The organism is Pseudomonas sp. YY-1 (assembly GCF_002843095.1).
Taxonomy (GTDB): Bacteria; Pseudomonadota; Gammaproteobacteria; order Pseudomonadales; family Pseudomonadaceae; genus Aquipseudomonas; species Aquipseudomonas sediminis_A.
Genome location: NZ_PJLX01000019.1, coordinates 1 through 20,718, shown reverse-complemented (window position 1 = coordinate 20,718; position 20,718 = coordinate 1). Strand labels below are relative to the sequence as shown.

The 20,718-nt window shown below is 61.0% G+C and carries 17 protein-coding genes and 2 pseudogenes; 7 read left to right on the top strand and 12 right to left on the bottom strand.

All coding sequences use genetic code 11. The annotated features are described in order from the left end of the window. Positions 1-97 precede the first annotated feature (97 nt). From CXP40_RS24315 to CXP40_RS21390, 4 genes are all read left to right on the top strand, one after another. Complete coding sequence (locus CXP40_RS24315; RefSeq protein WP_371916978.1) at positions 98-265, top strand: DUF3565 domain-containing protein; 168 nt, start codon at positions 98-100, stop codon at positions 263-265. After that, positions 266-1,450, top strand: a complete 1,185-nt coding sequence (locus CXP40_RS21400) for an acetate kinase (RefSeq protein WP_106735366.1) — start codon at positions 266-268, stop codon at positions 1,448-1,450. Between the two features lie 9 nt (positions 1,451-1,459). Further along, the gene (pta, locus tag CXP40_RS21395) at positions 1,460-3,553 is read left to right on the top strand and encodes a phosphate acetyltransferase (RefSeq protein ID WP_106735365.1); all 2,094 of its coding nucleotides are present in this window, start codon (positions 1,460-1,462) and stop codon (positions 3,551-3,553) included. 235 nt (positions 3,554-3,788) lie between these two features. After that, positions 3,789-4,685: an acyltransferase gene (locus CXP40_RS21390; RefSeq protein WP_106735364.1), complete on the top strand. Its 897-nt coding sequence runs from the start codon at positions 3,789-3,791 to the stop codon at positions 4,683-4,685. A gap of 70 nt (positions 4,686-4,755) precedes the next feature. Here the strand turns inward: CXP40_RS21390 and CXP40_RS21385 are convergent, their stop codons facing one another. The 6 genes and pseudogenes from CXP40_RS21385 to CXP40_RS21360 all read right to left on the bottom strand — a co-directional run. After that, the gene (locus tag CXP40_RS21385; RefSeq protein WP_106735423.1) at positions 4,756-6,900 is read right to left on the bottom strand and encodes a bifunctional diguanylate cyclase/phosphodiesterase; all 2,145 of its coding nucleotides are present in this window, start codon (positions 6,898-6,900) and stop codon (positions 4,756-4,758) included. A 45-nt stretch (positions 6,901-6,945) separates the two neighbouring features. Then, positions 6,946-10,662 (bottom strand): response regulator, encoded by a 3,717-nt coding sequence (locus CXP40_RS21380; RefSeq protein WP_106735363.1) that lies wholly within the window; start codon positions 10,660-10,662, stop codon positions 6,946-6,948. A gap of 246 nt (positions 10,663-10,908) precedes the next feature. Further along, on the bottom strand, positions 10,909-11,565 hold the full coding sequence (locus CXP40_RS21375) for an OmpA family protein (protein WP_099526131.1): 657 nt from the start codon (positions 11,563-11,565) through the stop codon (positions 10,909-10,911). Between the two features lie 144 nt (positions 11,566-11,709). Then, positions 11,710-12,378, bottom strand: a complete 669-nt coding sequence (locus CXP40_RS21370) for an OmpA family protein (RefSeq protein ID WP_106735362.1) — start codon at positions 12,376-12,378, stop codon at positions 11,710-11,712. Between the two features lie 64 nt (positions 12,379-12,442). Next, complete coding sequence (locus CXP40_RS21365) at positions 12,443-13,090, bottom strand: MBL fold metallo-hydrolase (RefSeq protein ID WP_106735361.1); 648 nt, start codon at positions 13,088-13,090, stop codon at positions 12,443-12,445. Continuing rightward, a pseudogene (locus CXP40_RS21360) lies at positions 13,090-13,895 on the bottom strand (AraC family transcriptional regulator); the annotation flags it as partial. The gene CXP40_RS21365 and the pseudogene CXP40_RS21360, both read right to left, overlap by 1 nt. Positions 13,896-14,022: 127 nt before the next feature. Here CXP40_RS21360 and CXP40_RS21355 point away from each other — a divergent pair. Further along, positions 14,023-14,397: pseudogene (locus CXP40_RS21355) on the top strand (IS5 family transposase); the annotation flags it as partial. A gap of 232 nt (positions 14,398-14,629) precedes the next feature. Here CXP40_RS21355 and CXP40_RS21350 read toward each other — a convergent pair. The 6 genes from CXP40_RS21350 to CXP40_RS21325 form a co-directional block, all read right to left on the bottom strand. Further along, positions 14,630-15,028, bottom strand: coding sequence for a heme-binding protein (locus tag CXP40_RS21350; RefSeq protein WP_106735422.1), 399 nt, complete (start codon positions 15,026-15,028; stop codon positions 14,630-14,632). A 79-nt stretch (positions 15,029-15,107) separates the two neighbouring features. Next, the gene (locus tag CXP40_RS21345; RefSeq protein WP_106735360.1) at positions 15,108-15,836 is read right to left on the bottom strand and encodes an amino acid ABC transporter ATP-binding protein; all 729 of its coding nucleotides are present in this window, start codon (positions 15,834-15,836) and stop codon (positions 15,108-15,110) included. Next, positions 15,833-16,495 (bottom strand): amino acid ABC transporter permease, encoded by a 663-nt coding sequence (locus CXP40_RS21340; protein WP_106735359.1) that lies wholly within the window; start codon positions 16,493-16,495, stop codon positions 15,833-15,835. The genes CXP40_RS21345 and CXP40_RS21340 overlap by 4 nt, the downstream gene beginning before the upstream one ends. A 60-nt stretch (positions 16,496-16,555) precedes the next feature. Beyond that, complete coding sequence (locus CXP40_RS21335) at positions 16,556-17,320, bottom strand: ABC transporter substrate-binding protein (RefSeq protein WP_106735358.1); 765 nt, start codon at positions 17,318-17,320, stop codon at positions 16,556-16,558. A 55-nt stretch (positions 17,321-17,375) separates the two neighbouring features. Further along, positions 17,376-17,732 carry a RidA family protein gene (locus CXP40_RS21330; protein ID WP_106735357.1) on the bottom strand — a complete coding sequence of 119 codons (357 nt, stop codon included), beginning with the start codon at positions 17,730-17,732 and terminating at the stop codon, positions 17,376-17,378. 21 nt (positions 17,733-17,753) lie between these two features. Beyond that, a complete protein-coding gene (locus CXP40_RS21325) occupies positions 17,754-19,013 on the bottom strand; it encodes an FAD-binding oxidoreductase (protein WP_106735356.1) in 1,260 nt (419 codons plus the stop codon). Between the two features lie 237 nt (positions 19,014-19,250). Here CXP40_RS21325 and CXP40_RS21320 point away from each other — a divergent pair, with 237 nt between their 5' ends. Then, positions 19,251-20,087 (top strand): IclR family transcriptional regulator, encoded by an 837-nt coding sequence (locus tag CXP40_RS21320; RefSeq protein ID WP_106735355.1) that lies wholly within the window; start codon positions 19,251-19,253, stop codon positions 20,085-20,087. Between the two features lie 225 nt (positions 20,088-20,312). After that, the coding region (locus CXP40_RS21315) for an IS5 family transposase (RefSeq protein WP_157831703.1) at positions 20,313-20,718 on the top strand (406 nt) is incomplete at its 3' end.

Genomic DNA, 20,718 nt, shown 5'->3' with positions numbered 1-20,718 from the left:
GGCAAGTTTAACCAACGCCAGCCTGGATTGCGACCCGAGCCCGGACAAACGGGCCGTACGGATCGTTGATTTTCGTCAGGACGAGCACGGTGACTGGGTGGCAGTCTTATCCTGTGGCCATACTCAGCATGTACGCCACCGACCACCCTGGCAGAATCGGTCCTGGGTACTCGATCCCGAGCAGCGCCAAGTCAGGCAGGGAAGCCTCTTCCCCTGTGGCTGGTGCGCCATGGATCGGTCGCACGATGAATCCAAGGAAGCTTAAATGTCTGCACGCAACATTCTGGTGATCAACTGCGGCAGCTCGTCGATCAAGTTCGCCTTGGTCAACGAAGCGCAGGAAACCTTCATGCTCAGCGGCCTGGCCGAGCGTCTTGGCAGCCCCGAAGCGGTGCTGCACTGGCAACAAGGCGAACAAAAGGACAGCCTGGTTCTGCCGGGCGCCGACCACCGCCTGGCCCTGTCTCATCTTCTACCCGTGGTACAGCAGGCCGCAGCCGGTGAGCTGCACGGTATCGGCCACCGTGTGGTACACGGCGGCGAGCACTTCTCCGGCGCCTCTCGCCTGGACGCTGCCAGCCTGCAGGCCATCCGCCAGGTCGCGCCGCTGGCTCCACTGCACAATCCGGCCAACCTGCAAGGCATCGAAGCGGCGATGAAGCTGTTTCCCAACCTGGTGCAGGTGGCGGTGTTCGACACCGCCTTCCACCAGAGCCTGCCCGAGCACGCCTATCGCTATGCCGTACCGCACGCGCTCTACGCTGAGCATGGCGTACGCCGCTATGGCTTCCACGGCACCAGCCACCGTTACGTCAGCCGCAAGGCGGCGCAGATGAGCGGCCTGGCATTCGACGCCAGCAGTTGGCTGGTGGCCCATCTGGGCAATGGCAGCTCCACCTGCGCCGTGGAGAATGGCCACAGCCGCGACACCAGCATGGGCCTGACGCCGCTGGAAGGCCTGGTGATGGGCACACGTAGCGGCGATGTCGACCCCAACCTGCACGGGCACCTGGCACGTACCCTGGGCTGGAGCCTGGAGCGGATCGACAGCATGCTCAACAAGGACAGCGGCCTGCTCGGTCTATCCGGCCTGTCCAACGACATGCGCACGCTGGAGCAGGCCCGCGAACAGGGGCACGTCGGCGCGACCCTGGCCATCGAGGTGTTCTGCTACCGCCTGGCCAAATCACTGGCGGCGATGAGCTGCGCGCTGCGCCGTCTCGACGGCCTGATCTTCACCGGCGGTATCGGCGAGAACTCCGCGCTGATCCGCAGCAAGACCCTGGACCATCTCGGCCTGCTCGGGCTGCGGCTGGACTCCCAGGCCAACGCCCGCTGCGTGCGCGGCGTCGCCGGCGCCATTCACGCGGATGGTCATCCGCGCGTGCTGGTGGTACCGACCAACGAAGAGCGGCAGATCGCCCTCGACACTCTTGCCCTGCTCGACTGAGGCTATTTCATGCATACCTTCTTCATCGCCCCCACCGGTTTCGGTGTCGGCCTTACCTCCATCAGCCTCGGCCTGGTCGGTGCGCTAGAGCGCAGCGGCCTCAAGGTTGGCTTCTTCAAGCCCATCGCCCAACCGCATGCTGGCGACCTCGGCCCGGAGCGCTCCAGTGAGCTGATCGCCCGCACCCATGGCCTGAATTCGCCCAAGCCGCTGCCGCTCAGCCATGTCGAACGCATGCTCGGCGACGGCCAGCTGGACGAACTACTGGAAGAGATCATCAGCCTCTACCAGCAGGCGGCAGTCGACAAGGACGTGGTCATCGTCGAAGGCATGGTGCCAACGCGCCACGCCAGCTACGCCGCTCGGGTCAACCTGCACCTGGCCAAGAGCCTGGATGCCGACGTGATTCTGGTCAGCGCCCCGGAAGACGAGAACCTCACCGAGCTGTCCGATCGCATCGAGATCCAGGCCCAGCAGTTCGGCGGGCCCAAGGACCCCAAGGTGCTGGGTGTGATCCTCAACAAGGTGCGCAGCGACAACGGCATCGCAGCCTTCACCGAACGTCTGCAGGAGCTTTCTCCCCTGCTCAAGACCGAGAGTTTCCGCCTGCTCGGCTGTATTCCCTGGCAGGACGAACTGAACGCGCCGCGCACCAAGGACATCGCCGAGTTGCTCGGCGCACGCATCCTCAACGCTGGCGACTATGAGCAGCGACGCATGCTGAAGATCGTGCTCTGCGCACGTGCTGTCGCCAACAGCGTGCAACTGCTCAAGCCCGGCACCCTGGTGGTGACGCCGGGTGATCGCGACGACATCATCCTCTCCGCCAGCCTGGCTGCGATGAATGGCGTACCGCTGGCGGGCCTGTTGCTGTGCAGTGATTTCGCCCCCGACCCACGCATCATGGAGCTGTGCCAAGGCGCCCTGGCCAGCGGCCTGCCGGTGATGACGGTGAGCACCGGTTCCTACGACACCGCCACCAATCTCAACCGCCTGAACAAGGAAATTCCTCTGGATGACCGCGAGCGCGCGGAGAAGGTCTCCAACTTCATCGCAGGGCATATCGACCACGACTGGTTGAGCGCCCGCTGCGGCACCCCGCGCGAGCTGCGCCTGTCGCCCCCGGCCTTCCGCTACCAGCTGGTGCAACGAGCCAAGGCTGCAGCCAAGCGCATCGTCCTGCCCGAAGGCAGCGAACCCCGTACCGTGCAGGCCGCCGCCATCTGCCAGGCTCGCGGCATCGCCCGCTGCGTACTGCTGGCCAAGCCGGAAGACGTGCACGCCGTGGCCCGCGCGCAAGGTATCGAGCTGCCGGAAGGCCTGGAAATTCTCGACCCGGACCTGATACGCGGTCGCTACATCGAGCCGATGGTCGAGCTGCGCAAGGGCAAGGGCCTCAATGCGCCAATGGCAGAAGCGCAGCTGGAAGACACCGTGGTACTCGGCACCATGATGCTGGCCCTGGACGAGGTCGACGGTCTGGTCTCCGGCGCCATCCACACCACCGCCAACACCATTCGCCCGGCCCTGCAGCTGATCAAGACCGCACCAGGCTACAACCTGGTGTCCTCGGTGTTCTTCATGCTGCTGCCGGACCAGGTGCTGGTCTATGGCGACTGCGCGGTGAACCCGGACCCGAACGCCGAGCAACTGGCGGAGATCGCTCTGCAGAGCGCCAACTCGGCGCAGGCTTTTGGCATCCCGCCGCGCGTTGCCATGCTCAGCTACTCCACCGGTGATTCCGGCAGCGGCGAAGAAGTGGAGAAAGTGCGCGTCGCCACCCGCCTGGCCCGTGAGAAACGCCCGGACCTGCTGCTCGACGGCCCGCTGCAGTACGACGCGGCAGCCATCGAGAGCGTCGGCCGGCAGAAAGCGCCGAACAGCCCGGTGGCCGGCCGCGCCACGGTGTTCGTGTTCCCCGACCTGAACACCGGCAATACCACCTACAAGGCCGTGCAGCGCAGCGCCGACTGCATCAGCGTCGGCCCGATGCTGCAGGGCCTGCGCAAGCCGGTGAACGACCTGTCGCGCGGTGCGCTGGTCGACGACATCGTCTACACCATCGCGCTGACGGCCATTCAGGCGGCGGATCTACCAAGCTAGAGAGGCAACAGGATGCGCCGTGCGCACCGGCCGAAAAAGCCGGTGCGCACCGAGCGAACAAAACCTGATGGTCATCACTAGCACTTGCAGGTCAGTGCACAACCGTTACCCTTGGCGCCGAACCAGCTCGCTGCACGGAACGCCGCAGCTCTTTCGACTGATACGGGGCGCAGCGAAAGCCCCTTTCTCAGGCTGCCCGCAGGGCGTGCAGCCTGCTTACGGAGGCGTTTGCCCGATGCTGCACTTTCTTCCCGCGCCGCTGCGTGGCCTGATCGCGAGCCTGCTGTTGGCTCTCAACACCCTGTTCTGGTGCTGGCCGCTGTTCTTCGTCGCTCTGCTCAAACTGCTGCTGCCATTCGCGCCGATCCAACGCGCACTGCGCTTCGTCATGCACGGGATCGCCGAGAGCTGGATCGGCGTCAATAAATTCTGGATGCGCCTGGTTGGCCATATCGAATGGAATGTCCAGGGCCTGGAGCGCTTCGATACTCGTCACTCCTACCTGGTCACCAGCAACCACCAGAGCTGGGCGGATATCCTGGTGCTGCAGTACCTGCTCAACCGACATATGCCGCTGCTGAAGTTCTTCCTCAAACAGGAGCTGATCTGGGTGCCGGTGATCGGCCTATGCTGGTGGGCGCTGGAGTTTCCCTTCATGAAGCGCTTCAGCAAGGAATACCTGGCCAAGTATCCGGAGAAGCGCGGCCAGGACCTGGCCACCACCCGCAAAGCCTGCGCGCGTTACAAGACCAACCCCGTGGCGGTGTTCAACTTCCTCGAGGGCACCCGCCTGACCCCGGCCAAGCATGCGCAGCAGCAGTCGCCTTTCAAGCACCTGCTCAAACCCAAGGCTGGCGGCATCGCCTTCGTGCTTGATGCCATGGGTGAACAGCTGCACGCCATCGTCAACGTCACCATCCACTATCCGCATGGCGTCCCAGGCTTCTGGGACTTGCTCTGTGGGCGCCTGGATGCCGTGCAGGTGACTTTCAGGCAGGTCGATATTCCGCGCGAGTTCATCGGCCGTATCTACGATCAGGATGACGACTACCGCCGGGCCTTCCAGCAATGGGTCAATCGTCTATGGGAAGAGAAGGACGCGGAGCTCGCCAACCTGCACCGTTCGGCGTAATCCAGACCTTCGGGGGCACCGAGCATACCGCCCCGATTCCGCACCCCACGGGTATGCGTCGCTGTACCGATCAGGGGGACGACAGGGGCAACTTGCTCCAATCCAGCAGCGCCGGCACCTGCATCGCGCTGCTGGGCGGCACGCCTGGCGCCACCAGGAAACCCTGCATGATGCTGCAGTGGTGTTGCGTCAACCACTCACGCTGCGCCTGGGTTTCGACGCCTTCGGCGATGACCTCCAGACCTAGGTGATGGCCGAGATCGATGATGGTACTGACCACCGCCGCATCACGGGGTGAGTCGAGCATGTTGGAAATGAACAAACGGTCGATCTTCAGCGTATCGAGTTCGAAGTGACGCAGGTACGCCAATGATGAATAGCCGGTGCCGAAATCATCGATGGCAATCTTCACCCCCAGCTCGCGCAGATGACGTAACTGCGCCTGCGTCAGCTCCAGATCCTGCATCAGCGCGCTCTCGGTAACTTCCACCTCCAGTTGGCTGGGCTTCAGACCGTGAGCGTCGAGTACACGCTGTAGATCGGTCACCAGTTGCGGCATGCCGAACTGCACCGGGCTGACGTTGAGGCTGAGCACCATGTCCTCACCGAACTGTTGCTTGAACACGGCCAACTGCCTGGCGCCCTCACGGAAGATCCATTCGCCGAGACGGTTGATCAGGCGGGTTTCTTCGAGCAGCGGAATGAACACGTTCGGCGCCACGGTACCGGCGACACGATGCTGCCAGCGTAGCAAGGCTTCGAAGCCGCGCAGGCGTCCGCTATCCAGATGGAACTGCGGCTGATAAACCAGCACGAAGTCATCGTTCTCGATGGCGTGACGCAGGCTTTCTTCGAGCATCAGCCGCGAACGAGCGCGTCCGTTCATCTCCGGTGAGAAGAAGCGGTATTGCTGACGGCCGGCGCGCTTGGCTTCATACATCGCCATGTCGGCGGAGCGCAGCAGACCCTCCACGCTCTGCCCGCATTCAGGAAAGCAGGCGATGCCAACGCTGGCACCGAGGGTGAAGTCCACACCATCGAGGGTGTGGCGCACCGAGACCAGTTCGATCAGCTTCTCAGCGACCTTGGCGGCATCCTCGGGGTGGCCGAGGTTGTCCAGCAGCGCGGTGAATTCGTCACCACCGATGCGCGCCAGGCTGTCATAGGGACGCAAGCAGGCCTTGAGCTGCTCACCGACACGCCGCAGCAACTGATCGCCGACATCATGGCCGAGCGAGTCATTGATGCGTTTGAAACCGTCCAGGTCCAGGTACAGCACCGCGACGCGCTGACCGCTGCGCTCGATACGCGCCAACGCCGACTCCAGTGCCTGATGAAAGCCGCGACGATTGAGCAGGCCGGTCAGCGCGTCAGTGACTGCCTGCGACTCCAGTTGCGCGTGCAGATTACGCACCACCGACATATCCAGCGCGATCAGCACCATCGCACGTTGCGGCCGCGGCAGAGGTGAGCAGGACAGCGCTACAGGCAGGCAACCGCCCTTGAACGTGCGCAACATCGCTTCGTGCACGCGATAGGTCGCCTCGCGCTTGAAGTGCAGGTAGAACTCGGACTGCTGCCAGCCGCCTTCGCTGGCTGGATTCTTGAGAAACGACAGCAGATCGACGCCCTCTAGATCACCTACCTCGCCATCGAGCATCTGCGCTATCGCGGGGTTGGCGAACTGAATGCGACCATCCTCGCCGACCACCAGAATACCCTCGGCGGCATTGGCCAGCACCGAGGCGTTGAATGCCCTGGCGCGCTCAAGCTGCTGGGAAAGCGTCTGCAATTCACAGCGATTGTGCTCGTGCTCCAGCAGGCTCTGAATCTTGTGGCGCAACACACTGGGGTCGAAGGGCTTGAGCATGAAGTCCACGGCACCGGTGCTATAACCACGCAATACGGCATCGTGGGTCTGCGCGATGGCGGATACGAAGATGATTGGCGTCAATCGCGTACGCGGGTTGCCACGCATCAGGCGGGCGACCTCGAAGCCGTCCATACCCGGCATCTGCACGTCGAGCAGGACCAGCCCGACATCTTCTTCGAGCAGACAGCGCAGGGCCTCTTCACCGGAGCTGGCGCAACGCAGCAGCCACTCGCCATCCTCGAGCAGCGCCTTCATGGCCTCGAGGTTCTCCATACGGTCATCCACCACCAACAGAACCTGCTTGGCGGGTACAGCGGCGTTCTTACTCTGCGCCTGGGCCATCATCACTCCCCTGTCCATCTGCCCTTGCACCACTTACTCCTTCCATCAGGTTAGCCCATCGCCAGGCGAAGGCATGGTCGGCATACCCAGCCAGCGCTCCAACAATGCCAGCAGCTCATCGCGCTTGATCGGCTTGGCCATGTAGTCATCCGCGCCTGCGGTGATGCACTTCTCGCGGTCACCCTTCATGGCATGAGCGGTAAGCGCGATGATCGGGATGACGCATCCATGCTCCTGCTTGAGCAGGCGCGTGGCGGTATAGCCGTCCATGTTGGGCATGGCCATATCCATCAGGATCAAGTCGAACGGGTCACGCTGGTAAGTGGCAATGGCCTCGATGCCGTCCTTGGCGGAACTGACGCGCAGCCCCACTTCATCCAGCAACGCCGTCAGCGCATAGACGTTACGCACATCGTCATCCACCAGCAGGATGCGTTTTCCCTGCAACGGATTGAGCCGTGCCTGGGCCGGTTGCGGCGCACGCACGTCACCGAGAAAGCCCTGTACCGCCTGGCACAGAGCGTCGGTGTCATCACCATGCTTGCGCACCACCACGGCGCTGTAGCGGCGCAGGCGCTGCAGGGTCTGTTGCGTGACGTCCACACCGGTATTGATCACCACGCGCGTGCCCTGCAACGTGCGCACCTGGTTGAGGCTGTCGAGCAGAGCGAAACCATCCTGATCCGGCAGGTCGAGATCGATCACCAGCGCGCAGAACTGCCCCTGCGCATAAGCCTCGCGCGCCTGCTCGCCATCGGCGCAGGCGACGACCTGGAAGCCCAGCTCCGTCAGTTGTTCGCGGTAGTGCTCGCGCTCTACCTCGACATCCTCCACCAACAGCAATGCCTGCTCGTGTTGTTCACCGTGCTGCAACTCGATGAACACCTGCTCCAGTTCATCACGGCCAATGGGTTTGACCAGATAGCGAGTGCCATCATCGTTCCAACCCACCGGTTGCGGGACACAGGAGATGATGTGCACCGGCGTATGCCGATGGTTCGGCTGGGCGCGCAGACGACGGAACAGCTGCCAGCCACTCAGATCAGGCAGCAGGATGTCGAGTATCACCGCGTTGAACGACTCCTGCTGCAACAGCCCCAACGCCTGCAGACCAGTACGGCAATGCACGCTGGAAAACCCATGGGCGTGAGCCTCCTCGGCGATCACCGCAGCAAAATTGGCATCGTCCTCGATGATCAGCAACGGCGGGCCATCACCTGCACGCTGCGGCCCCTCCACCGGGGCCTCGACGCTGAGCGGTCCAGCCTGTACAGGCAACCTGACGGTGAAGGTAGACCCCTGCCCCGGCGCACTTTGCAGGCTGATATCGCCATCCAGAGCCAGCACCAGCTGACGGGTGATGGCCAGCCCCAGCCCGGTACCGCCGAAACGCCGACTGGTGGAGCCGTCGATCTGTTGAAAGGCTTGGAACACCTGTTCGTGTTGCGCAGGGTCGATACCGATACCGGTGTCACGCACGCTGAAGCTCAGCAACTCGCGCTCATCATCTTGGCGCCCCTGGCTGCCGACAGTCAGGGTGACCTCGCCCTGATCGGTGAATTTCAGCGCGTTGGACAGCAGATTGCGCAGTATCTGATGCAGTCGCACGCGGTCGGTGTGGATGACGCGTGGTACCCCGGCCTCCAGCTGGGTATGCAGACGCAGCCCTTTGAGTTCGGCCATCGGCCGCAGGCTGGCATCGAGTTCCACCAGCACGTCCTGCATGTTGATCGGCTCGAGCTTGAGCTGCATGCGCCCCGACTCAACCTTGGCCAGGTCGAGTACATCGTTGATCAGTTGCAGCAGATCGCTGCCAGCGCGGTGCACGATATCAGCATGTTTGCTCTGCTTCTCGGTCAGATTTCCCGCCAGGTTCTGCCGCAGTTGGTCACTGAGAATAAGGATACTGTTGAGCGGCGTGCGCAGCTCATGGGACATGTTGGCGAGAAACTCGGACTTGTAGCGGTTGGCCAACAGCAGTTGTTCGGCCTGCTCACGCAGTTTCTGCTCGGCAGCCTTGCGCTCGCTGATGTCGATGATCACCGCCTGCACCAGGTTCTCGTCGCCACTGCGAATCGGCGACAACCCCACCTCCAGCGGGATCAACCGCCCCTCACGATGCTGACCGAACAGTTCACGATTGCTGCCCATGCGGCGCTGCTCAGGCATCGCCTGATAGCCCCGACGCATTGCTACATGGCTGCCACGCTGCGCGTCGGGCAGCAACATTTCCACCGGTTCGCCGAGCAGCACCTGACGCTCGTAGCCGAACAGCAGCTCGGTCTGTCGATTGACCATGGCAATGCGTCCCAGACCATCGACCAGCACGATGGCATTGGGCGAGGCCTCGACCACCAACCGGAAGCGCTCCTCGGCCACCTTGCGCGCACGCAGGTCCACCAGGTTGATCAGGTAGCTGCTGCCTTCGTGCAGCGGATTTAGGCTGATGCTGACCGGAATCGACTCGCCGCGCAGCGTCCGGACCATGCGCTCGTCACTCTCGGCCAACTGCGCCTGCAAGTCTTTCGGTGACTCGATATTGGGCAGGACGCGCAGTACAGTCTCGCCCGGCAAGGCATTGAGCGGGCAATCGAACAGCTCGGCGGCGCTGCGATTGGCCATCTCGATGCGGCCCTTGTCGTCGCACAGCAGGGTCGCCACCGGCAGTCGCTCGACCAGCAGACGGAAGCGTTCTTCACGCTCACTCAGGGCCACGGCGGCCCGCTCACTGATCTGCAGTTTGCGCTCGCGCTGATAGAGAAAACCGCCGACCAGAATTGACAGAAGCAGTGTCGCCGCCAAACCAGCCCAGAGTCCGAGCGTACTGGTACGATCGACCAGACCGCGCTCGTACTCGGGTGTTCCGATCACCTCCAATTCCCAGACACGGCCGTACAGCGGCAGCTCCATACGATTCTGAAAGCGCGGTTTCCAGCCGTTAGCCTGAGTTTCGCCGCCCAGCAACTGGACATCCGACGCCTGCAGATCCCTCAGCAGAATGTCGAAACGCCGTGCCTGACCACCCAGGATGCCCTCGATCAGATCGTGGCTACGAAACGCGCCATGCACCGTACCCAGCAGCGCGGCGCGACGTTGCTCCACCGTATTGAGTGGCACGCCAGGACGAAAGACCGGAAGAAACAGCAGTACACCCTGCTGCACGTTGACATCGATTTCCTGGCGTAACACCACCGGCCCACTCAGGCTGGCATCACCGCTTTCAAGGCTGCGCTCGATGGCCTGATGGCGGATCGCCTCGCTGAGCATGTCGAAACCGAGTACGCGCCGGTTACGCCAATCCAGAGGACTGACGTAATCGATGGGCAAGTAGTACTCGCGTTCCCCCTCGGGAAACACCTGATAGTCGAGGCGCTCATCCGCTTTCAGCTCGGCTCGAAAATCGCCCAACTGCGCGTGGCTCAGGTAGCGCGACCAGGCGACGGCCTGTATTCCCGGATAACGATCCTGCAATTGCAGCTGATCCAGCGCCCGCTCCCACTCGATGGGAGAAACCCGGTCACTTCCGGTCATCAGCCCCGAAACGCCACGCAGGACCATTTCATAAGCCTGCATGCGCGCCATCACTCGCTGACCAATATCCTGCGCCTCAAGCGCAAAGCGATGCTGACTATCTTCCCGCTCACGTTCCTGCAGGGTATTCCACTGCCAATAAATCAACCCACCCAGCCCGATAAACAGGCCAAGTGCAGCCAGCAGCGGTGTCCAGGGCCTTGGCGGCCGCTCGACAGCTCTGTCGTCCATTCGCGCTCCTTCGGTCATCCAGAACCAACGCGCACGGGGCATCCGCGCGCGGACATCACAGAACCACAGCAAGCATTCTAGTCAGGTTTTGAATGAGTGGCCTTTGGCCACAAAGGACACGACGGGCGGTCACGAAGGTTGTCGGAAACGCCCTCTAGCGCCTCGCGGAAAGACGTCAGCAACATTGCTTATCAATCGACATGAAAAAGCCTCCCGGAGGGAGGCTTCGTTCAACGCAATGCGACCTTAGAGCGGACGCAGGTTGATCTCGACGCGACGGTTCTGCGCACGGCCAGCATCGGTGGAGTTGCTGGCAATCGGTTGGCTCGGGCCAGCACCGTAGGCAGAGATGCGCTGCCCCGGCACGCCGTTGGCAGTCAGGTAGTTGGCCACGCTCTGAGCGCGACGCTGCGACAGGCTCTGATTGAGTTCCTGCGAACCGGTGCTGTCGGTATGGCCGACGATGTTCACGCCGTTCTTGTTGAACTCCTTGAACACCAGCACCAGCGAGTTCAGCGTGGGGTAGAAGCTGCTGGAGATGTCCGCCGAGTTACTACCGAAGGTGATGTTGCCCGGCATGATCAATTTCAGGTCATCGCCGTTGCGTTGCACCTGCACGCCAGTGCCCTGCAGCGTCTGACGCAGTTTGGCTTCCTGGGTGTCGACGTAATAGCCGTAACCACCACCAGCCGCGCCACCGACTGCAGCACCGATCAGCGCACCTTTGCCGCGATCTTTCTTGCTCGACGTCGCAGCACCGATGACCGCGCCGGTAGCCGCGCCGATACCACCGTAGATACCAGCTTTGCCGGCCTGGCTTTCGCCGGTGTAGGGGTTGGTGGTGCAGCCAGCCAGCATGGCCATGAGCGCAGTTGCTGCGATCAGATTACGTCTGGTCTTCATAGGGATTCCTTAGGATTTCTTCTGGTATCGGGCAGACATGCCACAGTCTTCGAGCCGCCAAGGCACGGTGAAGTTCCGCCCTAGCTTATCAGCCCGGGCGGACAGGGACTGCGATCCAGAGCAGTTCTGCCCGGTACACGCGCGTTACTGCACGCCCGGCAACGGTCGCAATGTCACCTCGACACGACGGTTCTGCGCACGACCATCTGCCGTGGCGTTGCTCGCTACCGGCTGGTCCGGCCCCATGCCACGGGTGCTCAGACGGCTGGGGTCGACACCCTGCGCCAGCAGGTAATCGGCCACGCTTTGCGCACGGCGCTGCGACAACGCCATGTTGTGACTTTGCGAGCCAGTGCTGTCGGTATGACCGACGACCTCGATGCTGTTCTGGTTGTACTGGCGGAAGGAGTTGGCCAGGTTATTCAGTGGCTGGTAAAAGCTGCTGGCGATCTGCGCCGAGTCGGTAGCGAAGGTGATGTTGCCGGGCATGATCAGTTGGATCACATCGCCCTGACGCTGCACCTCGACCCCTGTGCCTTGCATGCTGCGACGCAGCTCTTCTTCCTGCTTGTCGGCGTAGTAGCCGTAACCTGCCGCAGCGGCGCCGGCTACAGCAGCACCGATCAACGCGCCCTTGCCACGGTTGTCATGGTTGATCAGTGCACCGGCAGCCGCGCCAGCCAGCGCGCCGATGCCGCCATAGGTGGCAGTGCGGTTGGAGCTCGGCGCGCTCTGATCATAAGGATTCTGCGAGGCGCAACCGCCAAGCAGCAGCGCAGAGGTGCAAAGGGCAATAACGGGCAGGCGGAACATGAAGGCGTCTCCATGAACGGTGGGTGATAGTTATTTGAGTCATCACGCCGCCATTAGTGCCCGGTCACGCGCGAATAAAGGGGTTCTCGCGCATCTCATCGCCCAGCCGAGTGTCCGGGCCATGGCCGGTAACCACGGTGGCATCCTCATCGAGGCTATACAGACGCTGCTTGATCGAGCGTTCGATAGTGGCGTAATCACCGCCCCACAGATCGGTACGACCGATACCGCGACGGAACAGGGTGTCACCGGCGATCAGCAGTTTGGCGTCCTCGAACCAGAAGCTCATCGACCCAGGCGTGTGACCCGGCGTATGCAGTGCCACACCGCAACCGCAGGCCAGTTCCTCGTCATCGGCCAGCCACTTGTCCGGCGCAGGCACGGGCGTGTAAGGCACACCGAACATGCTGCATTGCATCTCCAGGTTGTCCCAGAGGAACTGGTCCTCCTTGTGCAGGTGCAAGGTGGCTCCGGTCTTCTCCTTCATCTGCCCCGAGGCGAGAAAGTGATCGAGATGGGCATGCGTGTGGATGATGCTGACCACTTTGAGTCCATGGGCTTCCAGACGCGCCATGATCAAATCGGGATTACCGCCCGGATCGACCACGATGGCCTTTTTCGTGAGCGGATCGCCGATGATCGTGCAGTTGCACTGCAAAGGCCCGACGGGAAAGGTTTCGCGGATCAGGGCGGGGCGTTCGGCGGTGGTCATCAGGAGGCCTCGTTACGGTAATCGCCAGGCAGTTTACCGGTCCATTTACGAAATGCACGGCGGAAGTTGGACGGGTCGCTGAAGCCCGGCAGATAGGCGATTTCATACAACGGCAAATGTGTGGTGCTCAGGTATTGCAGGGCCAGGCGCTTGCGTACTTCGTCGAGCACCTGCTGGTAGCTGGTGCCCATCTGGGCCAGATGTCGACGCAGGCTACGACCACTGGTATGCAGGGCGCTCGCAGCACTTTCTAGATTGGGGAACTCACTTGGGCGGGCCAACAGCAGACGGCGCAAGCGGGTCAGCAGGCCGTCCTGCACATTTAGGCTGGCCAGCAGCGCTTCGCACTGTTGCTCGCACATTTGCACCGTGGCCGGATTGGCCAGGGCCATGGGCCGTTGCAGGTAATGCCGGGGTAAACGCAGCCAGTGAAGGGGTTGTTCGAACTGCGCCGCTATGCCGAACACCTCGACATAGCGCTCGGCATACTCCGGCGCGGGATGAGCGAAACCGACGGCCAAGCCCTGCAGCTCTTCGCCCAGCAGAAAGCGGGTAATGGTGTGGATGCTGGCCAAAAGACCCTCTGCGGTAAAGCGCGATTGCGGCCCCATGGGGAAAGACTCGACGGCGCGCAATTCCACATCCTCGCCCTGCTCCACCAGTTCCAGCTCGAAAGACAGACCAGACCGAGCACGCGGTAGTACTTCAGGGCGAACTGCAGAGCCTTGCCCAGGCTGGCGCTGGACAGCACCGCGTAGCCCAGAATACCGTGGGTGGAAACGTTCAAACGCTGGCCCAGTACTAGGGTCTGTTGCCATTTCGCACTAACCCATTGATCTATAAGAGCAAACCCGTATCGTTGAAGCTCTGACCCAACATCGATACGAGCTTGCAATGCCCCGATTACTGCTCAGCGATGAGCATTGGTCGAAGCAGTGGACGCCCACGGCTTACCCATCGAGTTTGAAATCACGGGAGGTCAAATCAATGACTGTACTCAGGCACCCGGATTGATTTCCAAGCTCCCGGCAGCAGAAACCATCGTTGCGGATAAGGGCTATGACAGCGAGAGAATCCGAGAGCAGGTTGAGCGACAAGGGGCCAGGGCCGTGATCCCGAGGAAGCGTAACTCTGTGAAAGGCAACGCGGATCTGGACAGAGGTCTATACCGAAATCGCCACCTGGTGGAAAACGCCTTCGCCCGGCTGAAGCACTACCGGGCGGTGGCCTCTCGATTCGACAAACTCAAGAGAAAATACGAGAGCGTGGTGGCCATGGCCTGTGCCTTCCTATGGTTGCCCATGTAAAACGGCAACAGGCCCTAGTACGCTTTCATATTATGAATATGACCGGGATCCACCTTGCTCCGCTTGCAGATGCTCACGCTCCTCCAAGAGGGCGCGGTTCTGAGTAGATGAAGTCCTTCAGCTCGCAGTCCACCTGCAGTCACTGGCAAAGCACACGCGGGGTCATCGCGGGTCTCCTTTATATTATGTCTGCCGCCCCAGAAGGACGGCGATAGGATTGGGGCTCGCAGGCTCAGATCGCTACGGCCCCGGCTTTGGCGACTTGTGCGTCCTGATCGGCCTTGACGCCGGACACCCCGACCGCGCCCACCACCTGTCCATCGACGATCACCGGCAAGCCGCCCTCCAGGGAGGTGAGCTGCGGCGCACTGAGAAACGCGGTGCGACCACCATTTACCATGTCTTCATAGCACTTCGATTCGCGGCGACCGAGCGCTGCGGTCCTGGCTTTTTCGCTGGCGATGTAGGCTCCGATGGGAGAACAGCCATCAAGTCGGGTCAGTGCCAGGGGATGACCGCCATCGTCGACCACAGCTATCGTCACCGCCCAACCGCTTTGCTGCGCCTCGGCAATGGCCGCGGTAAGGATTTGATTGACTTCAGTCTGGCCAAGTACGGATTTGCGTTGCATGTCTGGATACTCGTATTCGTTGTTCGGCTTGCCCTTCATTCGCCGTGTCTAACGGTGAAAACGAGCGAAGGCGGGTCACTCAGGAATGGGAAACGCGGCGCAGGAAGTCCTTCATACGCTCGTTCGTGGGGTTGCTGAGAATCTCAGATGAAGGGCCTTGGGCCACAATCGATCCGCCTTCTAGGAATAGGGTGCGCGTTGACACGGCTCGGGCGAAGCCCATCTCGTGGGTCACCACGACCATGGTCATGCCTTCCTGGGCGAGGCTTTTCATCACAGCAAGCACTTCACCGACCAGTTCAGGGTCCAGGGCTGAGGTCGGCTCATCGAACAGCATCGCCTTGGGCTCCATGGCCAATGCCCGGGCAATTGCCACCCGCTGTTGCTGGCCACCGGACAACTGCGGCGGATAAGCGTCGTATTTGCCTGACAGGCCAACGCGGTCCAGCAATTCCTTGCCGCGCTTGCGCGCTTTGTCGATGGGTTCGCCCTTGACGTACACCGGTCCCTCAATGACGTTGTCGAGCACCGTGCGATGGGGGAACAGGTTGAAGCGCTGGAACACCATGCCCACCGATCGGCAGATCTCGCGAATGCTTTTGGACTTGGAGTCGACCTTCTCGCCATCGATGGTGATCACGCCGCCGTCGTAGGTTTCCAGGCCATTGATGCAACGCAGCACCGTGGATTTTCCCGACCCTGAAGGTCCGATCAGACAAACTACTTCGCCTTGCTTGATCTCGGCGCTGATCCCGTGGAGTACCTGATGCTCGCCGAATGATTTGGTGATGTTGTGGATGCGGATCATCGCGCGCTCCTTTTGTATTTGCGTTCAAGCCAGCTGGCCACGCCCATCAGCGGCAAGCTGAGGCACAGATACATCAACGCCACCAAGGTGAAGATGTTGGCGTTATTGAAAGTGGCGGCGGCAATAAGCTTGCCCTGCATCGACAGCTCGACCACGGTAATGATCGAAGCCTGGGACGAGTCCTTGAGCAGCATGATCATGTTGTTACTGTACGGCGGCAGCGCAATCTTCAACGCCTGGGGCAGGATCACACGGCGCATGGTCATCGCCCGGCTCATGCCGATCGATTGCGCGGCCTCGGCCTGGCCGGGGTCTATCGCCTCGATACCCGAACGGAACACTTCGGCCATGTATGCCGAATACGCCAGCCCCAGGCCGATCGCACCCGCCTGGAACGCACTCATGTCTATGCCCATTTCCGGCATGACGAAGTACAGGTAGAACAGGATCACGATGATCGGGATACCGCGAATCATGTTCGTCATATAGCGCGAGAACTCACCGAGAAACCGCAGCTCACCCACGCGCAACAGTGCCCAGAACAGTCCGAGCAACGTGCCGATGACGAGAGCGCACAGGGTGATGCCGATGGTGGTCCATACCCCCTCCATCAGGATCGGGAAATACTCAAGCGCCTGGCTGAAAAAACCTTCAAACATATGGTTGCATCCTCGCAATGCGGGCACCACAGAGTGGTACCCGCGAATCAAAACGTCGAATCAGAGCTTCTTCACGCTCCACTTGTCGAGGATCGCGTCCAGCGTGCCGTCGGCCTTTATCTTGCTGACGCCGCCATTGACACGCTCCAGCAGCTCGGTGTTGCCTTTGCGCACGGCGACGCCGATAGCGATGCGAATCTGCTTCTTGTAGTCGTCGACCACCCGCAGTTTGTTGGAGCCCGACTGCTTGACGGTGTAGAGCATCACCGGGCCATCACCGACCGCGACATCGATACGACCGAGGGCCACTTCGCGAATCATGTCCGCCATGCTGTCGTACATGCGCAATTCCTTGATGCCCTGCTGCACCTTCATCGGCTCGACCGAAACCGTGCCGGTCTGCACGCCGACTATCTTGCCCGCGAAGTCGGCGCTGCTGTGGTAAGCGGTGTCATCCTTGCTGTTGGCGATCACCTCTTCGCTGTAGGCAAACAACTCCTCGGAAAAATCCACGACCTGGGCGCGCTGGGCGTTCATGGCGAACGCCGAGCTGATCATGTCAATCTTGTCGGTCTGTAGCGACGGTACCAGTCCGGCAAAAGGGATTGGCCGCAGTTCCGGGGTGAATCCCAGTTCCTTGCCCAGGGCCTGGGTGATGTCGATCATCACGCCCTGTAGCGTGTTGGTCTTGGTGTCTAGGAAGTTGAAGGGCACGGCGGTCGGTGTCGCCCCCACGCGCAGGGTGTCTTGAGCGTGGGCAACGCCCGTCAGCATGGGAAGCATCAATGCCGCACAGGCAGTCAGTTTCATAAATCGGCAAGGCATAATACGTCTCCTGCAATCGCCGTCAGAGCGGCGAAATGTTATGGCGGATCGAAATTCAAACCGCTGCGGTCACGATGATTTCGACGAGCATATCCGGGCTCCCAAGCTGGGCCTGGCACGTAGCACGGGTGGGCGCAGCGCCTTCTGGCACCCAGGCGTCCCACACTTCATTCATCTCCTTAAAGTCATTGGCAATGTCCTTCAGCCAGATTTGCGCGTTCAGCAATCGGGTCTTGTCGGCGCCTACAGAGGCCAGCAGCTCGTCGATTTGTTGAAGGACTTCTACAGTCTGAGCCTTGATGTCGCCGCTACGTTGCGCTGCGACGACACCGGCCAGGTGCGCAGTACCTGCATGCACTACGATCCGGCTCATGCGGGCGTTGGTCTGGTGACGAGTAATGGACTGAGTCATAACGTGCTCCTAGTTGAGGAATCAAAAACGGTTGATGGAAAACGGCGTGATTGCTTTCTGCGCAAGGGCTGAGCCCGACATCGCTTGCGCCAGCAGGCGACCCGTGCCGGCGGAACCGGTCAGGCCCAGATGACCGTGGCCGAAGGCACACCACAACCCTGGCTGCTGCGGTACTTCGCCGATGACGGGAAGCGAATCGGGAAGGCATGGCCGGTGCCCCATCCACTCGACGGGGTTCGACACATCCAGATCAGGCAGACCGGCCTTGGCGTGGTCTGCCAACAGTGCAGCGCGCGGGTGGCTTGGCGGCCGCTCCAGCCCACCGAACTCGACGGTGCCCGCCACGCGCAAGCCGCTTTGCATGGAAGTGATGAAAACTTTGCGATCGGCCAACACCACGATGCGCTCGAGCGCCACCTCGCTTTTTGCAAAACGCAGGTGGTAACCCCGTTGGGTTTCAAGCGGGACTTTTACCCCAAGTGGACGCAGCAGCTGCGCAGACCAGGCGCCCGCCGCGAGCACCACTTGGGCGGTGCAATACTCATCGAACTGCCCTTGCAGCGACCAGCCGCGACTGTCCTTGGAAAGCCCCCGCACCCGATCACGCACGAATTGCACGCCGCGCCCCTTGAGGTACTCGGCAATACTTGATGCGTACAGTTGCGGCTCCTTGACCCAGGGCTGATCCGGCAGGTGATAGCCGACCTGGTAATGATCACTGACCGCCGGCTCCAGTGCGTGGATGTCTGCGCGGCCAATGCGCTGCGCATTCAAGCCATGCTGCTGTTTCAACGCCCAGCCCGCATTATCCTTTTCAAGACTCGACTGATCGGGATACAGGTGCAGTTGACCACTGTCGGCAATCAACTCCCGGCACCCCACTTGCGTGGCCATTGCCTTGTGCAATTGCACGGCATCGCCAATCAACGCATGCAGGGCCAGGGCAATTTCGGCAACTCTCGCCGGGCTCGAAGCAGCGACGAACCGTGCCATCCACGGCGCCACATGCAAAAGATAACTCAGAGGTACGTAGAGAGGACCGGTAGGATCGAGCAACATACCCGGTGCCTGTTTCAACACGCCTGGCATTGCCAGCGGAGCCACGGCCCCGGAAGCCAGAGAACCGGCATTGCCAGAGGAGCATTCGGCCCCAGGCTGTGACGGGTCGACAATCGTCACACGCTTGCCTGTTTCCAGCAATTGGTAGGCTGTGCACAGGCCGACGATTCCGGCGCCGATGATGATCACCTCAGGGCCGCTGTGATCTTGGGTATTAGGCATCTTCTACTGCGCTCTTCGTAAAGTGATTACCTGATAGAGGATGCAGAGCATGGGCCAAACTCAATACCATCGTATCGCATAGCAATACTAACGAATCTGATATAGATATATCGCGACGGCGCACTGGACTAAAATGCCGATCCGTTTCACTCGTACATTGGCGAGCTTCATCCACAGAACGTCCAATTTCAGTGCTCGACACGGCATATCGCACCCGAATGGTGCTGGAGAAATTCAATGAACCCAGAGGATTCGTCCCTGTTCGTGCAGTCGTTGGCCACAGGCTTGTCCGTGCTCGACGCCTTCACTACCGATCGCCCTTCGATGAACCTTAGGGAGATCGCAGAGGCCGCGAGTGTTACCAAAAGTGCTGCACAGCGTTTTACCCACACGCTGGTTACCCTGGGTCTGTTACGAAAGGATGCGACATCCAAACGCTTTTCGTTGTCGGCGCGCACACTCAATACAGGCTATCGCTACCTGCAAACCCACGTGTTGCTGGAACGCGCCAACCCCTATCTGCTGGAGTTAAATCGCCAGACCGGTGAGACCGTCAACCTAGCGGAACTCGATAGTGGCGAAATGGTGTATATCGGACGCTTCCCCAGTCCCCATCGCGCGGTTGTGCACATGCCGGTGGGCAGACGTCTGCCTATATTCTGTTCATCGGCGGGCCGCGCGTTTCTCTCCTGCCTGCCAGACGAGCAGGTCGAGCACATCCTCACTAGCAGTGAACGGCCGAATTTCACCCCGCACACCATTACCGATATCAATACCCTGATGGGCACCATCGCCAGGGTCCGCGAAACCGGTTTCGCCTACAGCATCGAGGAGTTCTACCTCAGCGACCTAGCCTTCGCCGTCCCCGTCTACAACATCCGTGGCGAGCCTGTGGCAGCGGTAAACCTTTCCGTCTCGACGGCATACTGGAGTTTTGAGCGTGCGGTCGCGGAACTGGTGCCCAAGCTGATTCATACCGCACGGCTGATCTCGACCAAGCCGCCGACGTCACGAGCCATGGAGCCCTTTCAAATTGGGTATGGGAAGGTGAGGGATAAGCTGCGTCACTCGTGAAGACAGTGGTTGCGACGTACCGACGCCGCAACCTCGATCAAGACGTTTCAGCCTGCTGCAATTACGGTAATCTCAACAGGTAGATTCGGAGCGGTCTGGCATACCACCACCGTGGCACGCGCAGGCAATCTGTTAGGGTCTGTTGCCATTTCGCGCTAAGCGCTTGATCTATAAGAGCAAACTCGTATCGTTGAAGCTCTGACCCAACATCGATACGAGCTTGCAATGCCCCGATTACTGCTCAGCGATGAGCATTGGTCGAAGCTGCGGGAAATTCTGCTGCACAAGGCCATCTACAACAAGCGTGATCTACGAATGACCGTGGAGGGCATGCTGTACCGCATGAGCACGGGATGTCCCTGGAGAGACCTGCCCAAGGCGTTTGGCAACTGGAATAAGGTCTACAAGCGCTTCAATGCATGGTCTGCTGCCGGCAAATGGCTCAAGGTCTTCAAGGTGCTGGTGGCGGAGCCCGACATGGAGTGGGTGTTCATTGATGGCAGCTATGCCAAGGCTCACCAGCACAGTGCGGGCGCTGCCAGCGAAAGTGATGAAACTATAGGGAAAAGCCGAGCCGGCAATACCAGCAAGATTCATCTGGCAGTGGACGCCCACGGCTTACCCATCGAGT

What these genes read in the sequence shown, in the direction of transcription:
- CXP40_RS21400 (WP_106735366.1), top strand. Translation starts at nt 266, where the DNA reads ATGTCTGCACGCAACATTCTGGTGATCAACTGCGGCAGCTCGTCGATC.
- pta (WP_106735365.1), top strand. Translation starts at nt 1,460, where the DNA reads ATGCATACCTTCTTCATCGCCCCCACCGGTTTCGGTGTCGGCCTTACC.
- CXP40_RS21390 (WP_106735364.1), top strand. Translation starts at nt 3,789, where the DNA reads ATGCTGCACTTTCTTCCCGCGCCGCTGCGTGGCCTGATCGCGAGCCTG.
- CXP40_RS21385 (WP_106735423.1), bottom strand. Translation starts at nt 6,900, where the DNA reads ATGGCCCAGGCGCAGAGTAAGAACGCCGCTGTACCCGCCAAGCAGGTT.
- CXP40_RS21380 (WP_106735363.1), bottom strand. Translation starts at nt 10,662, where the DNA reads ATGGACGACAGAGCTGTCGAGCGGCCGCCAAGGCCCTGGACACCGCTG.
- CXP40_RS21375 (WP_099526131.1), bottom strand. Translation starts at nt 11,565, where the DNA reads ATGAAGACCAGACGTAATCTGATCGCAGCAACTGCGCTCATGGCCATG.
- CXP40_RS21370 (WP_106735362.1), bottom strand. Translation starts at nt 12,378, where the DNA reads ATGTTCCGCCTGCCCGTTATTGCCCTTTGCACCTCTGCGCTGCTGCTT.
- CXP40_RS21365 (WP_106735361.1), bottom strand. Translation starts at nt 13,090, where the DNA reads ATGACCACCGCCGAACGCCCCGCCCTGATCCGCGAAACCTTTCCCGTC.
- CXP40_RS21350 (WP_106735422.1), bottom strand. Translation starts at nt 15,028, where the DNA reads ATGCAACGCAAATCCGTACTTGGCCAGACTGAAGTCAATCAAATCCTT.
- CXP40_RS21345 (WP_106735360.1), bottom strand. Translation starts at nt 15,836, where the DNA reads ATGATCCGCATCCACAACATCACCAAATCATTCGGCGAGCATCAGGTA.
- CXP40_RS21340 (WP_106735359.1), bottom strand. Translation starts at nt 16,495, where the DNA reads ATGTTTGAAGGTTTTTTCAGCCAGGCGCTTGAGTATTTCCCGATCCTG.
- CXP40_RS21335 (WP_106735358.1), bottom strand. Translation starts at nt 17,320, where the DNA reads ATGCCTTGCCGATTTATGAAACTGACTGCCTGTGCGGCATTGATGCTT.
- CXP40_RS21330 (WP_106735357.1), bottom strand. Translation starts at nt 17,732, where the DNA reads ATGACTCAGTCCATTACTCGTCACCAGACCAACGCCCGCATGAGCCGG.
- CXP40_RS21325 (WP_106735356.1), bottom strand. Translation starts at nt 19,013, where the DNA reads ATGCCTAATACCCAAGATCACAGCGGCCCTGAGGTGATCATCATCGGC.
- CXP40_RS21320 (WP_106735355.1), top strand. Translation starts at nt 19,251, where the DNA reads ATGAACCCAGAGGATTCGTCCCTGTTCGTGCAGTCGTTGGCCACAGGC.